The organism is Nocardioides nematodiphilus, assembly GCF_020216525.1.
GTDB classification, from domain to species: domain Bacteria; phylum Actinomycetota; class Actinomycetes; order Propionibacteriales; family Nocardioidaceae; genus Nocardioides; species Nocardioides nematodiphilus.
In genome coordinates this window covers 125,353-141,547 of record NZ_JAIWOY010000006.1, presented here as the reverse complement: position 1 = coordinate 141,547, position 16,195 = coordinate 125,353, and the positions used below count along the sequence as shown (strand labels likewise).

The window sequence follows — 16,195 nt, the reverse complement described above, 5'->3', positions numbered from 1 at the left end:
ACCGAGCGGCAGCGCGAGCGAGGGACGAGCTGTGGCGCTGGCCACGCACGAGGTGCCGGGCGCGGAGCGCCTACGGGGCCGGACGACGTAACGGCCGTCACACCCAACGCGGCCGAATCGCCGGTACAGTCGGCCCGATCGTCCAAGTGGGCGTCGGAGTCGATCGAGGAGTGACGTTGAGCAAGCCGCTGGCCAAGGTGCTGATCGCCAACCGCGGAGAGATCGCCGTACGCGTGATCCGGGCATGCAAGGACGCGGGCATCGGCTCCGTCGCCGTCTACGCCGAGCCGGATCGCGACGCGCTGTTCGTCCGGCTGGCCGACGAGGCGTACTCGCTCGACGGCGCGACGCCGGCCGACTCCTACCTCTCGATCGAGAAGATCATCGCCGCCGCGAAGCAGTCCGGCGCCGACTCGATCCACCCGGGCTACGGCTTCCTCGCCGAGAACGCCCACTTCGCCCAGGCCGTCATCGACGCCGGGCTGATCTGGATCGGCCCCTCCCCCGCCGCCATCGACGCGCTCGGCGACAAGGCGAAGGCCAAGGCCATCGCCGAGGCCGCCGGCGCCCCGCTCGCCCCGGGCCTCAAGGACCCGGTGAAGAACGCCGACGAGATCGTCGCCTTCGCCAACGAGTACGGCCTCCCGGTCGCCATCAAGGCGGTCTTCGGCGGCGGCGGTCGCGGCCTCAAGGTCGCCCGCACCCTCGAGGAGATCCCGGACGCGTTCGAGTCCGCCACCCGCGAGGCCGTCAGCGCCTTCGGCCGCGGCGAGTGCCTCGTCGAGAAGTTCCTCGACAAGCCGCGCCACGTCGAGACCCAGTGTCTCGCCGACAGCCACGGCAACGTCGTGGTCGTCTCCACCCGCGACTGCTCGCTCCAGCGTCGCCACCAGAAGCTGGTCGAGGAGGCCCCTGCCCCGTTCCTCAGCGACGAGCAGATCGAGCGCCTCTACACCTCGTCCAAGGCGATCCTGAAGGAGGCCGGTTACGTCGGCGCGGGCACGTGTGAGTTCCTGGTCGCAGCGGACGGGACCATCTCCTTCCTCGAGGTCAACACCCGTCTCCAGGTCGAGCACTGCGTCTCCGAGGAGGTCACCGGCATCGACCTGGTCCGCGAGATGTTCCGCATCGCCGCGGGCGAGGAGCTCGGCTACGGCGACCCGGAGATCAAGGGCCACTCGATCGAGTACCGCATCAACGCCGAGGACGGCGGCAACAACTTCATGCCGGCCCCCGGCACGCTGACCAAGTGGAACCCGCCGCAGGGCCCGGGCATCCGCGTCGACGGCGGCTACGAGGTCGGCGAGACCATCCCGGGCGCGTTCGACTCGCTGATCGCGAAGCTGATCGTCACCGGCAAGGACCGCACCCAGGCGATCGAGCGCTCGCGCCGCGCGATCTCCGAGTTCGAGGTCGACGGCATGCCGACCGCGCTCACGTTCGACGAGGTCATCGTCAACGACCCGGCCTGGGTCGGCGCCTCCAACCCGAGCGGCGAGGGGTCCTTCGACGTCTACACGACGTGGATCGAGACCGACTTCAACAACACCATCAAGCCGTACGCCGGGGCAGCCGGCGAGGCTGAGGAGGCCGGCGAGCGCCAGAGCGTCGTCGTCGAGGTCGGCGGCAAGCGTCTCAACGTCGTGATCCCGGCCGGTCTCGGGGGGCTCGCCGGTTCCGGCTCGGGCGCCGCCGCCAAGGCCAAGCCGAAGCGCGCGGGCGGCAAGAAGGCCGGCGCGGCCGTCTCCGGTGACGCCGTCGCCTCGCCGATGCAGGGCACCGTCGTCAAGGTCGTCGTCGAGGAGGGCCAGGAGGTCGCCGAGGGCGACACCATCGTGGTCATCGAGGCGATGAAGATGGAGCAGCCGCTGAAGGCGCACAAGGCCGGCGTCGTCACGGGCCTGTCCGCCACGGTCGGCGAGACCGTCGGCAACGGCGCGGTCATCTGCGAGATCAAGTAGGTCCACCAGCACCACACCTTCGAGGAGCGCTGGAGTCATCTGATGACTCCAGCGTTCCTCGTATTTCGGACGCGCGACACTGTATGGACGTGTACTGTCGAGTAACTTTATGCAAGGTTACGGTTGCCTCATGTTCCGGAAGATCCTGGTGGCCAACCGTGGTGAGATCGCGATCCGAGCTTTCCGCGCGGCCTATGAGCTCGGCGCCAAGACCGTCGCCGTTTACCCCTACGAGGACCGTGGCTCCGAGCACCGCCTGAAGGCGGACGAGGCCTACGAGATCGGCGAGCCGGGCCACCCCGTCCGGACCTATCTCGACCCCGAGACGATCGTCGCGGCCGCCGTCAAGGCCGGCGCCGACGCCGTCTACCCGGGCTACGGCTTCCTGTCGGAGAACCCGGCCCTGGCCGAGGCGTGTGCCCGCGAGGGCATCACCTTCATCGGGCCCTCCATCGAGGTCCTGGAGCTCACCGGCAACAAGGCGACCGCCATCGCGGCCGCCAAGGCCGCCGGCGTCCCGACCCTGCAGAGCGTCGAGCCGTCCACCGACGTCGACGCCCTGGTCGAGGCCGCCCAGGCCATCCCGTACCCGCTCTTCGTCAAGGCCGTCGCCGGCGGCGGCGGGCGCGGCATGCGTCGCGTCGACGACCCGGCCCAGCTGCGCGAGGCCGTCGAGACCTGCATGCGCGAGGGCGAGGCCGCCTTCGGCGACCCGACCGTCTTCATCGAGCAGGCCGTCGTCGAGCCCCGCCACATCGAGGTCCAGATCCTCGCTGACGGCCAGGGCAACGTGATGCACCTCTTCGAGCGCGACTGCTCGGTGCAGCGCCGCCACCAGAAGGTCGTCGAGATCGCCCCGGCCCCGCACCTCCCCGAGGAGCTGCGCGAGCGGATGTGCGCGGACGCGGTCCGCTTCGCCACGTCGATCGGCTACTCGTGCGCCGGCACCGTCGAGTTCCTCCTCGACCCGGCCGGCAACTACGTCTTCATCGAGATGAACCCGCGCATCCAGGTCGAGCACACCGTGACCGAGGAGGTCACCGACGTCGACCTCGTCCAGTCGCAGATGCGGATCGCCTCCGGTGAGACCCTCGCCGACCTGGGCCTGTCGCAGGACACCGTCAAGCTGCGTGGCGCCGCCCTCCAGTGCCGCATCACCACCGAGGACCCGGCCAACGGCTTCCGTCCCGACACCGGCACCATCACCACGTACCGCTCCCCCGGCGGTGCCGGCGTGCGCGTCGACGGCGGCACCACCTTCACCGGCGCCGAGATCAGCCCGCACTTCGACTCGATGCTGGCCAAGCTCACCTGCCGCGGCCGGACGTTCGAGGACGCCGTCAAGCGCGCCCGCCGCGCGGTCGCGGAGTTCCGCATCCGAGGCGTCGCGACGAATATCCCGTTCCTCCAGGCACTGCTCGACGACCCCGACTTCGCCTCGGGGCACGTCACCACGTCCTTCATCGAGACCCACCCGCAGCTGCTGACCGCGCGCGCCTCCGGCGACCGCGGCACCAAGCTGCTCACCTACCTCGCCGACGTGACGGTCAACAAGCCGCACGGCGAGGCACCGGTCTCGATCGCCCCGGCGAGCAAGCTCCCGGAGCTGGACCTGTCGCTGCCGATCAAGAACGGCTCGCGTCAGCGGCTCCTCGAGCTCGGCCCGGAGGGCTTCGCCTCGGCGCTGCGCGCACAGTCGGCCGTCGCCGTCACCGACACCACCTTCCGCGACGCACACCAGTCCCTGCTGGCCACCCGCGTCCGTACGCGCGACCTCCTCGACGTGGCCCGCCACGTCGCCCGCACCACCCCCGAGCTGCTCTCGCTCGAGGCCTGGGGCGGCGCGACGTACGACGTGGCACTGCGATTCCTGTCCGAGGACCCGTGGGAGCGGCTGGCCGCGCTGCGCGAGGCCGTGCCGAACATCAGCCTCCAGATGCTGCTGCGCGGTCGCAACACGGTCGGCTACACGCCGTACCCGACGAGCGTCACCCACGCCTTCGTCCAGGAGGCGGCGGCGACCGGCATCGACATCTTCCGGATCTTCGACGCGCTCAACGACGTCGAGCAGATGCGTCCGGCGATCGAGGCGGTCCGCGAGACCGGCTCGACCATCGCCGAGGTCGCGCTGTGCTACACCGGTGACCTGTCGAACCCCGACGAGAAGCTCTACACGCTCGACTACTACCTGCGCCTGGCCGAGCAGATCGTCGACGCCGGCGCGCACGTGCTGGCGATCAAGGACATGGCCGGCCTGCTGCGCGCCCCCGCGGCGCGCACCCTCGTGACCGCGCTGCGGGAGAACTTCGACCTGCCGGTCCACCTGCACACCCACGACACCCCTGGTGGCCAGCTCGCGACGCTCACCGCCGCGATCGAGGCCGGCGTGGACGCCGTCGACGCTGCCACCGCGGCGATGTCGGGCACCACCTCGCAGCCGTCGCTGTCCTCGCTGGTCGCGGCGACCGACTACACGCCGCGCGAGACGGGCCTGTCGTTGGCCGCGGTCAACGCGCTGGAGCCGTACTGGGAGGCCGTGCGCCGCGTCTACGCGCCGTTCGAGTCGGGCCTGCCCGCGCCGACCGGCCGCGTCTACCGCCACGAGATCCCCGGCGGCCAGCTCTCCAACCTGCGCCAGCAGGCGATCGCGCTCGGCCTCGGCGAGCGCTTCGAGGAGATCGAGGAGATGTACGCCGCCGCGAACGACATCCTCGGCCGCGTCCCGAAGGTGACCCCGTCCTCCAAGGTGATCGGCGACCTCGCTCTGGCCCTCGTCGCCGCGGGCGCGGACCCGAAGGCCTTCGCCGAGGACCCGGCCTCCTACGACATCCCGGCCTCGGTCATCGGCTTCCTGCACGGCGAGCTCGGTGACCCGCCGGGCGGCTGGCCCGAGCCGTTCCGCTCCAAGGCGATCGAGGGTCGGCCCTGGGAGAGCGCGTCGTCCGCCGCGCTGTCCGCCGAGGACGAGACCGCGCTCGCGGGAGACTCCGCGACCCCGGACCCGGGGCGCCGTGCGACGCTGAACCGCCTGCTCTTCCCCGGCCCGACGCGTGACTTCGCCGAGGCCCGCTCCACCTGGGGCGACGTCTCCGTGCTCGACACCCTCGACTACCTCTACGGCCTGCGCGCCGGCGAGGAGCACGTCATCGAGCTCGAGCCGGGCGTGCAGCTCTTCGTCACGATCGAGGCCGTCTCCGAGCCCGACGAGCGCGGCTACCGCACGGTGATGGCCACGCTCAACGGCCAGCTGCGCCCGGTCTCGGTGCGCGACCGCTCGGTCTCGGCCGCCGTCGCCGCCGCGGAGAAGGCCGACGCCTCCGTGCCCGGCCAGGTCGCGGCGCCGTTCCAGGGCGTCGTCACCGTGAGCGCCAAGGTCGGCGACCAGGTCGCCGCGGGTGACACGATCGCGACCATCGAGGCGATGAAGATGGAGGCGGCGATCACCGCGCCCGTCGCCGGCACGGTCCAGCGGATCGCGCTCAGCGGCACCCAGTCCGTCGAGGGCGGGGATCTGGTTCTCGTCCTGGCCTGAGACTCGTGTGCCCACGTGTCACCGTGACAGCGGCGAGCTGTCACGGTGACACGTCGGACAGCTCAGCCCCCGCCGACGGATCGCAGTCGGCGTGACAGCTCGGGCTGTCACCCGGGGCTCACAGTGTCACGGTGAGACGGTGCTTGGGGTAGGCGAGGGCGTGGTGGCGCCGTTCGGCAACGTGATCGCGAACCAGCTTGACCGGAGCCCGGCGAAGCTGCGGAACGCGTCGCCGCTGACGTTGACGCTGCCCGTCGTACCGGTGATCGCCACGCTCGAGACGTAGCCACCGCCCGGGGCGTTGTGGGTCGAGCGCGTCACCGCGACGGCGGTGAGCCGACCGATCCGCGGCCACATCCGCTCCACCGCCGCTGGCGCGACGCTCACCTTCCAGCCGCGGTAGGGCGAGGCGGCGGTGTCGTACGGGTCGGGCTTGGAGACCAGGTACGGCATCCCGCCGGCCATGCTCGCTCCCCCGTTGCTGGCGGAGAACTGGGTGAAGGCCGGCTCTCCGGCGTACGTGAGGATCTGGCCGGTGGTGGCGGTGACGGCCTCGTTGGAGGCCGGATACTCCCCGGAGTAGCCGCCGTACACCTGGCACGCGGAGGTGTCGCAGAGCTGGTAGTAGCCGTGCTGGTCGGCGCGCTCGAAGGCGGCGTACGTGCGAGCGGCGACGGCTTGGGCCCGCACCGCCTGCGGCGACCACAGCGCGGGCATCTCGCGGGGCACGACGCCCTTGAGGTAGCTCTCCAGCGAGACGACGTTGACGGTGTCGCGGTCCAGGCCGCCGGGGTGGGGGCTGGCCGAGCGCAGCACCCCGCGGTACGCGACCGTGGCCCCGCCGGGCAGCAGCAGCGAGATCGGCGCACCACCGGCGCTGAACTGGAGATCGCCCGACGCCCGGCGCAGGGCGTGCCAGCCGTGGGCGAGGTAGTCGATGCGGCTACGGCCGCCCGGCTCCGGGACGATCCGCCAGCGCTTCGCGCCCAGGCGCGGTCGGTCGAGGTTCCACCGGCGGGTGCCGTCGACCCGCTCGGCGGACAGGCCGGCGCGCGGCAGGACCGCGACGGCACGGGTCGTGTCGGCGGTGATCAGCACCCGCACCGAGCCGGTGGCGGTCCCCCAGGTCGTGCCCGGGTAGTAGAAGCCGACGATCTGGCGATACGTGAGGCCCTGCTCGGCCGCGCCCTTGGCGCCGTACTGGGACATGCCGTGACCGTGGCCGAAGCCGTAGCCGGTGATGCTCAGCGGCGTGGTGATGACACTGTCGCGCCGGGCGCGCGCCTCTGCGGGCGCAGCCGTGACCGAGGCGCACGCGACACAGAGCGCGAGCAGCGCAGCGACCTTCCCGAGCACACGACGCGACACCGGACGACCCCCATCGATCAGGTTTCCTTAGGACGGTAACCGATCGGCAGGGGTCGTGCCGAGCAAAGCAGAGACTGCTGTGACTTCTGGGTCTAGTCGACGCGGTGCAGGCGGCGCGCGACCTCCGCCGTGGAGCCGCTGAGCGACGGGTAGACCGTGAAGGTGTTGGCGACCTGGTCGGCGGTGAGGTTGGCCTTCACCGCCAGCGCGATCGGGTGGATCAGCTCGCTGGCGCGCGGGCCGACCACGACGCCACCGACCACGACGCCGCTGCCGCGCCGGGCGATCAGCTTCACGAAGCCGTCGGTGATGCCCTGCATCTTGGCGCGGGCGTTGCCGGTGAGGTCCAGCTTGACCACGTCGGCCTCGATCTCACCCTTCTCGACCGCCGCGGCCGACCAGCCCACGGTGGCGATCTCGGGGCTGGTGAAGACGTTGGAGCTGATCTCCTTGAGGTCGACCGGCTGCACCGCGTCGCCGAGGAAGTGGCGCATCGCGACCCGGCCGGCCATCGCGGCGACGCTGGCCAGCATGAAGCCGCCGGTGCAGTCGCCGGCCGCGTAGACGCCCGGAGCGGTCGTACGGGAGACCTTGTCGATCCGGATGAAGCCGCCGTCGTCGAGCTGGACGCCGGCCTCCTCCAGCCCGAGGCCCTCGGTGTTCGGGATCGACCCGAGCGCGAGGATGCAGTGGCTGCCGGAGACGGTACGGCCGTCGGAGAGCGCCACGGTGACGGTGTCGCCGTCACGGGCGACCGAGGCCATCCGGGAGTTGCCGAGGATGTTCATGCCGCGGCGCTCCAGGACGCTCTGGAGCACCTCGGCGGCGTCGGCGTCCTCGCCGGGCAGGACACGATCGCGGCTGCTGACCAGGGTGACCTGGCAGCCGAGCGCGAGGTAGGCGCTGGCGAACTCCGCGCCGGTGACGCCCGAGCCGACCACGATCATGTGGTCGGGCAGCTCGTCGAGGTCGTAGACCTGCTCCCAGGTCAGGATCCGCTCGCCGTCGGGCTGCGCGGTGGGCAGGACGCGCGGGCGCGCACCCGTCGCGATCAGCACGCTGTCGGCGTGGAGGGACTGCTCGGTGCCGTCGGGCAGCGTGGCGATGACCTCACCGCCGCCGGCGCCGGCGCCCTTGCCGAGGCGGCCGATGCCCTTGACGATCCGGATGTCGCGCCGCAGGAGGCGGGCCTCGATGTCACCGGACTGGGCGGTGGCGAGCGCCTTGACCCGGGTGTTGACCTGGGCGAGGTCGACGGTGAGCTTGGTGGCCGCGTCGCCCTCGGTGTCCTGGAAGTGGATGCCGAGCTCGGAGGCGGTGCCCATGTCGGTCATCACCTCGGCGGTGGCGATCAGCGTCTTGCTGGGGACGCAGTCGGTCAGGACGGCGCTGCCGCCCAGTCCGTCGCGGTCGACGACGGTGACGTCGGCCCCCAGCTGCTGCGCGACGAGAGCGGCCTCGTAGCCGCCAGGTCCTCCACCGATGATCACGACGTTGGGCATGGGCCCATTGTGTCAGTCCAGGCGTGGAACGCAGCCTCGCCCCGACCACGGCGGTGACCTGGGACACATTCCGCCGGTATGCCGTCAGGAGCGCACCGGACCGCCGTCCCATCAGCGCTTCACCACGGGCGCCGCATGGGGCGGCGCCACGATCGGAAGGTTCTGATGAACATGCGACACACACGACTGATCTCGGCAGCCGTCGGTGCCCTGTTCGCAGCCGGGTCCCTCGCCGGCTGCAGCTCCAGCGACGTCAAGAGCGCCGCCGCGAGCAAGGCGAACGACCTCAAGGCCGCCGCCGCCTCCCAGGCGGCCTCGGCTGCGCAGTCGGCCGCCGCCGGTCTCTCCGACGAGACCAAGCAGAAGGGCATGCAGGCCGCCAAGGACCTGCTCGCCAAGCTCGACCCGGCCACCCAGCAGAAGCTCCGGGCCGGTCTCGACGCCACCGGAGTCGATGCCGACCTCGGCACGTTCACGAACGACCCCGCCGCCACCCTCGGCGAGGAGTTCCTCGGTGCCCGCCAGGCCGCCCTCGGCACGGGCGACCTGTCCGACCTCAAGGCCATCGCCACCCCGAAGATGGTCAAGCGCTCCAAGCGCTACGTGAAGCGGAACAGCCGGCGCGCCGGCACCCCGTACGTCATCAAGGTCGTCGGCCAGGACGGCACCGGCACCCAGGTCTGCGTCGGCCCGAAGGGCAAGAGGGCCAAGACGGTGGTCGTCAACGCTCAGGGCAGGGTCGCCGCCCTGCGCAAGGGCACGCACACCTGCTGACGCACGCGACCGACGACGAAGGCCCCCGCCGATCGGCGGGGGCCTTCGCTGCCTGGCCGGCGTCGTGCGTGCCGGACGGCGTCGACTAGAAGTTGATCATGTGGCCGACGATGCCCTCCACGGCCTCCTTGACGGCCTCGCCCAGAGTCGGGTGGGCGAAGACGTTGCGGGAGACCTCGTCGGCGGTGAGGTCCCACTTCTGCGCCAGCGTCAGCACCGGGAGCAGCTCGGTCACGTCGGGGCCGATCATGGCGGCGCCGATGATCTCGTTGTGCTCGGCGTCGGCGATCACCTTGACGAAGCCGACCGGCTCGCCGAGGCCCATGGCCTTGCCGTTGGCCGAGAACGGGAACGTCGCGGTCTTGACGTTGTAGCCCTTGTCCTTGGCCTGCTGCTCGGAGTAGCCGAACGAGCCGATCTGGGGCTGGCAGTAGGTCGCGCGCGGGATGAAGTCGATCTCGACCGGCATCGTCTCGACGCCGGCGATGACCTCGGCGACGACGACGCCCTGGGCCTCGGCGACGTGGGCGAGCATCATCTTGCCGGTGACGTCACCGATGGCGTAGACGCCGGGGACGTTCGTCCGGCCGAACTCGTCGGTCTTGATCGCGCCACGCTCGGTGGTCTCGACGCCGGTGGCCTCGAGGCCATAGCCCTCGAGGCGCGGGGCGAACCCGAAGGCCGCGAGCATCTTGTCGGCCTTGATGACCTGCTCCTCGCCGCCGGCGGCAGGAGCGACCGTGACCTCGACGCCGCTGCCGGTGTCGACGGCGCCCTTGACCGCGGTGGAGAGCAGGACGTTGACGCCCAGCTTCTTGTAGTGCTTGAGGAGCTCCTTGGAGACGTCGGCGTCCTCGGTCGGGACCATCCGGTCCGCGTACTCGACGATGGTGACGTCGACACCGAAGTTCTTCATGACGTACGCGAACTCGACGCCGATGGCGCCCGAGCCGCCGATGATGACGGAGTTGGGGAGCTGGTCGGTGAGGATCTGCTCCTCGTACGTGACGATGTTCTGGCCGTTCGGGGTGACACCCGGGACCGAGCGCACGGTGGCGCCCGTCGCGATGATCAGGTCGTCGAAGGTGTGCTCGGTCGTCTGACCGTCCTTCACCACGTTGATCGACTTCGGGCCGGTGAAGGTGCCCCAGCCGTCGACCTCGGTGATCTTGTTCTTCTTCATCAGGAAGTGGACGCCCTTGACGATGCCGGCGCTCACCTGGCGGGAGCGCGCGTGCGTCGGGCCGTACGACATCGTCGCGTCACCCTCGATGCCGTACTTGGCCTTCTCGTGGGTCAGCGTGTGGGCGAGCTCCGCGTTCTTGAGCAGCGCCTTGGAGGGGATGCAGCCGACGTTGAGGCAGACACCACCCCAGTACTTCTCCTCCACGACGGCAACGGACTTGCCGAGCTGGGAGGCACGGATGGCGGCGACGTAGCCACCGGGGCCAGCGCCGAGGACGAGGACATCGAAGTGGGTCACGCCCCAAGCCTAGTGCGCGCGACGCGCCCACCCCATGTCGCCTACGACACCCATCGGTAACGTTGCGCACGTGAGCCTGTACGCCGCCTATGGGGCCAACCTCGACCCTGCCCTGATGGCGCAGCGCTGTCCCCACTCCCCGCTGCGGACCACGGGATGGCTGACTGCCTGGCGCCTCACCTTCGGTGGCGAGGAGCACGGCTGGGACGGCGCGCTCGCCACGATCGTGCCCGACCCCTTCGAGCAGGTCTTCGTCGCGATCTACGACGTCACCCGCGAGGACGAGCGCACCCTCGACGAGTGGCAGGCCACCGACACCGGGCTCTACCGACGCACCAAGGTGCGGATCAACACGCTGAACTCGGACGTGCTGGCGTGGACCTACGTGCTCGACGCGTACGAGGGCGGGCTGCCGTCGGCGCACTATCTCGGCACCATCGCGGAGGCCGCGGAGGCCGCGGATGCGCCGGCCGACTACGTACGCTCGCTGCGCACCCGCCCCTGCCGGTCGATCGAGCACTGAGGAGCGGGGTCGCGTCACCACGACGTGACAGGCTGAGGTCATGGCACCGGTCCTGCGACGCACGCTCGTCGCCGCTCTCCTCCTGGCCGGCGTCGCCGTGCCCTCCTCCCTGGCGACCTCGGCTCAGGCCCGTCCGGCCGGGCTGAGCGTCATCGGCTGGGTGCTCTCCGGCGACGATGCCAGCGTCGTCCGGGCCAATGCGTCCGGGGTGAGCATGCTGTCGATCGACGGCGTGACGCTGCAGCCGAGCGGACGCACGATCACCGACCCGGACCAGGCCAACGCCGCGCAGCTGGCACGCGCGGGGCATGCGGCCGGCCTCCACGTCGAGATCGTGCTGAGCAACTACAGCAACCGCCTGGGCGACTTCGATCGGGCAGCCGCGCACCGGCTGCTCTCGTCGGCCGCGCACCGGCACCGCGTCGCGCGGCAGCTCGCCCGCGCGGTCCGCCGGGGCGGGTACGACGGGGTCAACGTCGATCTCGAGCTCGTCCAGCGCCGTGACGGGGCCGGCCTCGTCGCTCTGGTCCGGGCGCTCCAGCGTCGGATGCCGCACGCGCGCACCGTCTCGGTCGACGTGAGCGCACAGAGCTCGACGGCGGCCTACCGCGACCACGGCTACCTGCTGCGTCGCCTGGGCCGGTTCGCGAACGTCATCGACCTGATGACCTACGACGACCACGGCCCGGGCTGGAGCGGGCCGGGGCCGATCGGACCGCTGGCGTGGCAGCGGACCACCATGACGGCGCTGCTCGAGCAGGTGCCGAGGCACAAGGCCCGGCTCGGCTTCGGCGGCTACGGCTACACCTGGCCCACGCACGGCACCGGACGCAGTGTCACCGACGACGAGGCGCGTCGGCTCGTCGCCGACGACGGCGCGACGGCGACGTGGAACGGCGCCGCCGGCGAGTGGACCGCGCGGCTCTCCGACGGCACGGTGCTGTGGTGGGCCGACGCCCGCTCCTACGCCCTGCGCCTGCAGCTGGCCCGCGATCTCGGCGTCGGTGGCGTCGCCGTGTGGCGCCTCGGCTCCGTCGACCAACTCGTCTGAGGCCGGCCTAGCCTGCGTGTGCCCGGCGCCCGAGACCGGCGCGGGCACGCAGGACCGACGCGCCGAGCGTGACCACGACGCCGACGACGATGTAGGCGACGATGACGGCCAGCCTGCTGCCGACGCCATGGGCGTCGAAGTAGACGATCCGCCGGACCGCGTCCGTGCCGGCGCCGTTGGGGATCCAGCCACCCACCGTCCGCCACAGCGAGGGCAGCAGGTGCGACTGGTACGCCCCGCCCGCGCTGGGGTTGCCGAGGACGACGAAGAGCAGCACGGTCAGCCCGATGCCGATCGTCCCGAACAGCACCTGGAACGCCATCGTCACGGTCGCCGACGAGAGCACCAGAAGCGTGCCGAGCCCCCACAGGGCCCAGAAGTGCCCGGTCTGGGCGCCGAGCCACTGATCGACGATGAGCGCGCCGCCGAGCCCGGAGGCGAGGGCGTACGGCACGGTCGCGCCGAGCCGGATCGTGGCCCGACGAGGCGTCGCGGGTCGCGATCCCTTGGCCACGCCCAACAAGGAGGCGACCAGGTAGCCCCCGACGAGCCAGCCGATGACCAGGTAGAAGCCGCTCAGCCCGCGGGCGTCACCGGACTGCAGCGGCACGATGTCGGTGACCTTCACCGAGCGACCCTGTTGCGCACCGACCTGCGTGGCGAGCTGCTCGAGCGCGGTAGCCAGCGATGCGCCGCCACCCGAGGCGACGAGCAGCTCGTCGGTGGTCGAGGCGGGGTCGACGATGAGCGCACCGGAGAGGTCGGTCGACGTGATCCGCCGCACCGCCGTCGCCCGGTCGGGCACGACCTCGGGCGAGAGCGGATGACCGGCGGCGGCGTCGAGCTTCTGCGTGAGCTGCGCGGCCTGCTGTGGGGGCGCGACGACACCGACGGGGACGTCGTGCGGGGTTGGATGGTGGAAGGCACCGACGTAGGAGGCGACGAACGCCAGCTGCACGAGGAGCACCCCGACGACCAGCATCACGGTGCGCAGGGACACGGCGTCCTTGAGGTCCGCCAGGAACCCGGGGTCGGGGCTCTCGTTCGTCTCGCTCATCTCGTTCGCTCGCTCCGTCACGGTGTCGACCCTAGAGGCCGCGCGCACCGTCGGTCCTGGTCTGATGCCTCACATCACGGCGTGTCGCTGGCGAGGACGGCGTCGGCGGACAGCGGCACGATGTCGTCATCGGTGGCCAGATGGATCACCTCGAGCGGCACACCCGCGGCGCGACAGGCGGCGTACGTGCCCGCCGCGATCGGACGGTCGGCCCGGACCGGATCCCCCGACCCCGATCGGGTCAGGAGCAGCGCGATCCGCCCGCCCGGCAGCACCTCGGAGAGCAGGTCACGCCACAGCTCGGCCGCGGCGGCGTGGCCGCCGGGGTCGATCGTGTCGGGCAGGTCGGCGATCTCGTAGACGTGTGGGATCGGGCGATCGTCGGGCGCCACCAGGACGAACCACAACGAGCGCCCGCGCCAGCCCAGCGGCGTCATCAGGACGCGCCACATCAGCTCGACGTCGGCTTGGGACTTCAAGGTGGGAGTGCTCATGGCGCCACGGTGCGGCGGCTCCCGGAGAGCTGCAAACGGCTGTCCACAGGAGGTACGAACCCGTCCCGCCAGCGTCCACACGAGCGGGTCGGGCCGGCCTCTCCACAGCGTCGCGGCGGCCCGACTAGGGTCTTCCCATGACCGACGCCTCGCCGTACGAGCTCGCCCAGGAGGCGGCCGCCGCGCTCGCCCGACTCACCGGCGTGGAGCGCCACGATGTCGCCCTCGTGCTCGGCAGCGGCTGGCTGCCGGCCGTCGACGCGCTCGGCACCGCCACCGCCGAGATCGACACCACCGACGTGCCCGGCTTCAAGGCCGCCGCGGTCGCGGGCCACAGCGGAAAGATCCGCAGCGTCCGCGCCGGCGACAAGAACCTGCTCGTCTTCCTCAGCCGCACCCACTACTACGAGGCGCGCGACGTCGCCGCGGTCGCGCACCCGGTCCGTACGGCCGCCGCTGCGGGCTGCCGCGCGATCGTGCTCACCAACGGCTGCGGGGGTCTCAAGCCGTCCTGGTCGCCCGGCACCCCGGTGCTGATCAGCGACCACATCAACCTCACCGGCACCTCGCCGCTGGTCGGCGCCAACTTCGTGGATCTCACCGACCTCTACTCCTCGCGCCTGCGCGCCAAGGCCCGCGAGCTCGACCCGAGCCTCGACGAGGGCGTCTACGTCCAGTTCCCCGGCCCCCACTACGAGACCCCGGCGGAGGTCCGGATGGCCGGTGTCATCGGCGGCCACCTGGTCGGCATGTCGACGACGCTGGAGGCGATCGCGGCCCGCGAGGCCGGGATGGAGATCCTCGGCATCAGCCTGGTCACCAACCTCGCCGCCGGCATCAGCGACCAGCCCCTCAACCACGAGGAGGTCCTCGAGGCCGGTCGGTCCGCCGCCAGCCGGATGGGCGCGCTGCTCTCGCGGATCGTCCCCGAGATCTGAGCGGCGCGGCGCCGCGCCGGGTCGTACGCTCGATCCCATGGCGATGACCATTGCGGAGGCGGCCGCAGCGTCGGGGCTGAGCGCCGACACGCTGCGCTACTACGAGCGCGACGGGCTGATGGCCCATCCGGTCGGGCGCTCGGCGAGCGGCCACCGGCGCTACACCGACACCGACCTGAGCTGGATCGAGATGGTCACCCGGCTGCGCGCGACCGGGATGCCGATCCGCGACGTGCGCCGCTACGCGGCGATGATCCGCACCGGCGGCGGCAACGAGCTCGAGCGGCTCGAGCTGCTGCGCGCCCACCGGGAGCGGGTCCTCGACGAGCTCGCCGCCGTCCAGGCGCACCTGGCCGCGATCGACGTCAAGATCGACCTCTATCTCGACCAGGTCGGGCATCGGATCGAGCCCGCCTGCCTCGACGGGACGACTCGCGACAACGCGCTTGACTTGGAGCGCACTCCAAGTCGTTGAGTGGAGGCATGACCCTTCCCACCCGCACCCTCGGCACCTCCGCTCCCCTCACCGTCTCGGCCCTCGGGCTGGGCTGCATGGGCATGTCGGAGTTCTACGGAGCCCCCGACGAGCAGAGCGGCATCGACACCATCCACCGCGCGCTCGACCTGGGCGTCACCTTCCTCGACACCGCCGACATGTACGGCCCGTTCACCAACGAGCGCCTCGTCGGCAAGGCGATCGCCGGGCGTCGTGACCAGGTGCAGCTCGCGACGAAGTTCGGCAACGAGCGCCTCCCCGACGGCACCCGCCTCGGGATCAACGGCAGCCCGGAGTACGTACGGGCCGCGTGCGACGCCTCCCTCGAGCGACTCGGCGTCGACCACATCGACCTCTACTACCAGCACCGCGTCGACAAGTCCGTCCCGATCGAGGAGACGGTCGGAGCGATGAAGGAGCTGGTCGACGCCGGCAAGGTCCGCTTCCTCGGCCTGTCGGAGGCGAGCGCCGAGACGATCAGGCGCGCCCACTCCGTCCACCCGATCACGGCGCTGCAGACCGAGTACAGCCTCTTCACCCGCGATCTCGAGGACGAGATCCTGCCGGTGATCCGCGAGCTCGGGATCGGCCTGGTGCCGTACTCCCCGCTCGGCCGGGGCATCCTCACCGGCGCGATCACCTCCGAGCCGGGCGAGGGCGATAGCCGCTCGACGCCGTACTTCCCGCGCTTCCAGGGCGAGAACCTCGCCGCCAACCTCACCCTGGTCGACCGGGTCAAGGCGATCGCGCAGCAGAAGGGGGTCACGCCCGGGCAGCTCGCGCTGGCCTGGGTGCTGGCGCAGGGTGATGACGTCGCGCCGATCCCCGGGACCAAGCGGGTGCGCTACCTGGAGGAGAACGTCGGCGCCGCCGACATCGCGCTGAGCCCCGACGACCTGGCGGCGCTGAGCACCGCGGTGCCGCGCGAGGCGGTGCGCGGAGCACGGTACGGCGACATGAGCTCGATCGACATGTGACCGAACGGTCAATTCGCGCCGCTCGCCGCCGATAGGGTG

General features: G+C 71.3%; 13 protein-coding genes. 8 read left to right on the top strand and 5 right to left on the bottom strand.

The annotated features are described in order from the left end of the window. The first annotated feature begins 170 nt into the window (after positions 1 to 170). Together KSO98_RS11895 and KSO98_RS11890 are read left to right on the top strand one after the other, a co-directional pair. On the top strand, positions 171 to 1,961 hold the full coding sequence (locus tag KSO98_RS11895) for an acetyl/propionyl/methylcrotonyl-CoA carboxylase subunit alpha (protein ID WP_225285816.1): 1,791 nt from the start codon (positions 171 to 173) through the stop codon (positions 1,959 to 1,961). Positions 1,962 to 2,091: 130 nt separating this feature from the next. Next, positions 2,092 to 5,493 (top strand): pyruvate carboxylase, encoded by a 3,402-nt coding sequence (locus tag KSO98_RS11890; protein ID WP_225285815.1) that lies wholly within the window; start codon positions 2,092 to 2,094, stop codon positions 5,491 to 5,493. A gap of 126 nt (positions 5,494 to 5,619) precedes the next feature. Here the strand turns inward: KSO98_RS11890 and KSO98_RS11885 are convergent, their stop codons facing one another. Continuing rightward, the gene (locus KSO98_RS11885; RefSeq protein WP_225285814.1) at positions 5,620 to 6,861 is read right to left on the bottom strand and encodes a SpoIID/LytB domain-containing protein; all 1,242 of its coding nucleotides are present in this window, start codon (positions 6,859 to 6,861) and stop codon (positions 5,620 to 5,622) included. A gap of 92 nt (positions 6,862 to 6,953) precedes the next feature. Next, the gene (locus tag KSO98_RS11880; protein ID WP_225285813.1) at positions 6,954 to 8,363 is read right to left on the bottom strand and encodes an NAD(P)H-quinone dehydrogenase; all 1,410 of its coding nucleotides are present in this window, start codon (positions 8,361 to 8,363) and stop codon (positions 6,954 to 6,956) included. A 171-nt stretch (positions 8,364 to 8,534) separates the two neighbouring features. On the opposite strand from KSO98_RS11880, the gene KSO98_RS11875 reads away from it, so the two are divergent. Further along, the gene (locus tag KSO98_RS11875; RefSeq protein WP_225285812.1) at positions 8,535 to 9,137 is read left to right on the top strand and encodes a hypothetical protein; all 603 of its coding nucleotides are present in this window, start codon (positions 8,535 to 8,537) and stop codon (positions 9,135 to 9,137) included. 85 nt (positions 9,138 to 9,222) lie between these two features. On the opposite strand, the gene lpdA is transcribed toward KSO98_RS11875, so the two are convergent. After that, positions 9,223 to 10,620: a dihydrolipoyl dehydrogenase gene (gene lpdA, locus KSO98_RS11870; protein ID WP_225285810.1), complete on the bottom strand. Its 1,398-nt coding sequence runs from the start codon at positions 10,618 to 10,620 to the stop codon at positions 9,223 to 9,225. A 70-nt stretch (positions 10,621 to 10,690) separates the two neighbouring features. Between lpdA and KSO98_RS11865 the strand changes: the two genes are divergently transcribed. Both KSO98_RS11865 and KSO98_RS11860 read left to right on the top strand, forming a co-directional pair. Continuing rightward, complete coding sequence (locus tag KSO98_RS11865) at positions 10,691 to 11,143, top strand: gamma-glutamylcyclotransferase family protein (protein ID WP_225285808.1); 453 nt, start codon at positions 10,691 to 10,693, stop codon at positions 11,141 to 11,143. Positions 11,144 to 11,183: 40 nt separating this feature from the next. Next, on the top strand, positions 11,184 to 12,194 hold the full coding sequence (locus KSO98_RS11860) for a glycosyl hydrolase family 18 protein (RefSeq protein WP_225285807.1): 1,011 nt from the start codon (positions 11,184 to 11,186) through the stop codon (positions 12,192 to 12,194). Positions 12,195 to 12,201: 7 nt separating this feature from the next. Here KSO98_RS11860 and KSO98_RS11855 read toward each other — a convergent pair whose 3' ends face one another. After that, positions 12,202 to 13,272, bottom strand: coding sequence for an ABC transporter permease (locus KSO98_RS11855; protein WP_225285806.1), 1,071 nt, complete (start codon positions 13,270 to 13,272; stop codon positions 12,202 to 12,204). Positions 13,273 to 13,325: 53 nt separating this feature from the next. Next, positions 13,326 to 13,745, bottom strand: coding sequence for a hypothetical protein (locus KSO98_RS11850; RefSeq protein WP_225285805.1), 420 nt, complete (start codon positions 13,743 to 13,745; stop codon positions 13,326 to 13,328). A gap of 137 nt (positions 13,746 to 13,882) precedes the next feature. On the opposite strand from KSO98_RS11850, the gene KSO98_RS11845 reads away from it, so the two are divergent. Genes KSO98_RS11845 through KSO98_RS11835 form a run of 3 tightly spaced genes read left to right on the top strand, consistent with a single transcriptional unit; the run spans position 13,883 to position 16,156 of the window. Next, positions 13,883 to 14,683 (top strand): purine-nucleoside phosphorylase, encoded by an 801-nt coding sequence (locus KSO98_RS11845; RefSeq protein WP_225285804.1) that lies wholly within the window; start codon positions 13,883 to 13,885, stop codon positions 14,681 to 14,683. Positions 14,684 to 14,720: 37 nt separating this feature from the next. Beyond that, a complete protein-coding gene (locus KSO98_RS11840) occupies positions 14,721 to 15,158 on the top strand; it encodes a MerR family transcriptional regulator (protein ID WP_225285803.1) in 438 nt (145 codons plus the stop codon). An 8-nt stretch (positions 15,159 to 15,166) separates the two neighbouring features. Further along, positions 15,167 to 16,156 (top strand): aldo/keto reductase, encoded by a 990-nt coding sequence (locus KSO98_RS11835; protein ID WP_225285802.1) that lies wholly within the window; start codon positions 15,167 to 15,169, stop codon positions 16,154 to 16,156. Positions 16,157 to 16,195: the final 39 nt, after the last annotated feature.

Bases quoted from the DNA above. Each gene is read 5' to 3' on its own strand.
- KSO98_RS11875 (WP_225285812.1), top strand. From the start codon at position 8,535: ATGCGACACACACGACTGATCTCGGCAGCCGTCGGTGCCCTGTTCGCA.
- KSO98_RS11890 (WP_225285815.1), top strand. From the start codon at position 2,092: ATGTTCCGGAAGATCCTGGTGGCCAACCGTGGTGAGATCGCGATCCGA.
- KSO98_RS11840 (WP_225285803.1), top strand. From the start codon at position 14,721: ATGGCGATGACCATTGCGGAGGCGGCCGCAGCGTCGGGGCTGAGCGCC.
- KSO98_RS11845 (WP_225285804.1), top strand. From the start codon at position 13,883: ATGACCGACGCCTCGCCGTACGAGCTCGCCCAGGAGGCGGCCGCCGCG.
- KSO98_RS11835 (WP_225285802.1), top strand. From the start codon at position 15,167: ATGACCCTTCCCACCCGCACCCTCGGCACCTCCGCTCCCCTCACCGTC.
- KSO98_RS11880 (WP_225285813.1), bottom strand. From the start codon at position 8,363: ATGCCCAACGTCGTGATCATCGGTGGAGGACCTGGCGGCTACGAGGCC.
- KSO98_RS11860 (WP_225285807.1), top strand. From the start codon at position 11,184: ATGGCACCGGTCCTGCGACGCACGCTCGTCGCCGCTCTCCTCCTGGCC.
- KSO98_RS11850 (WP_225285805.1), bottom strand. From the start codon at position 13,745: ATGAGCACTCCCACCTTGAAGTCCCAAGCCGACGTCGAGCTGATGTGG.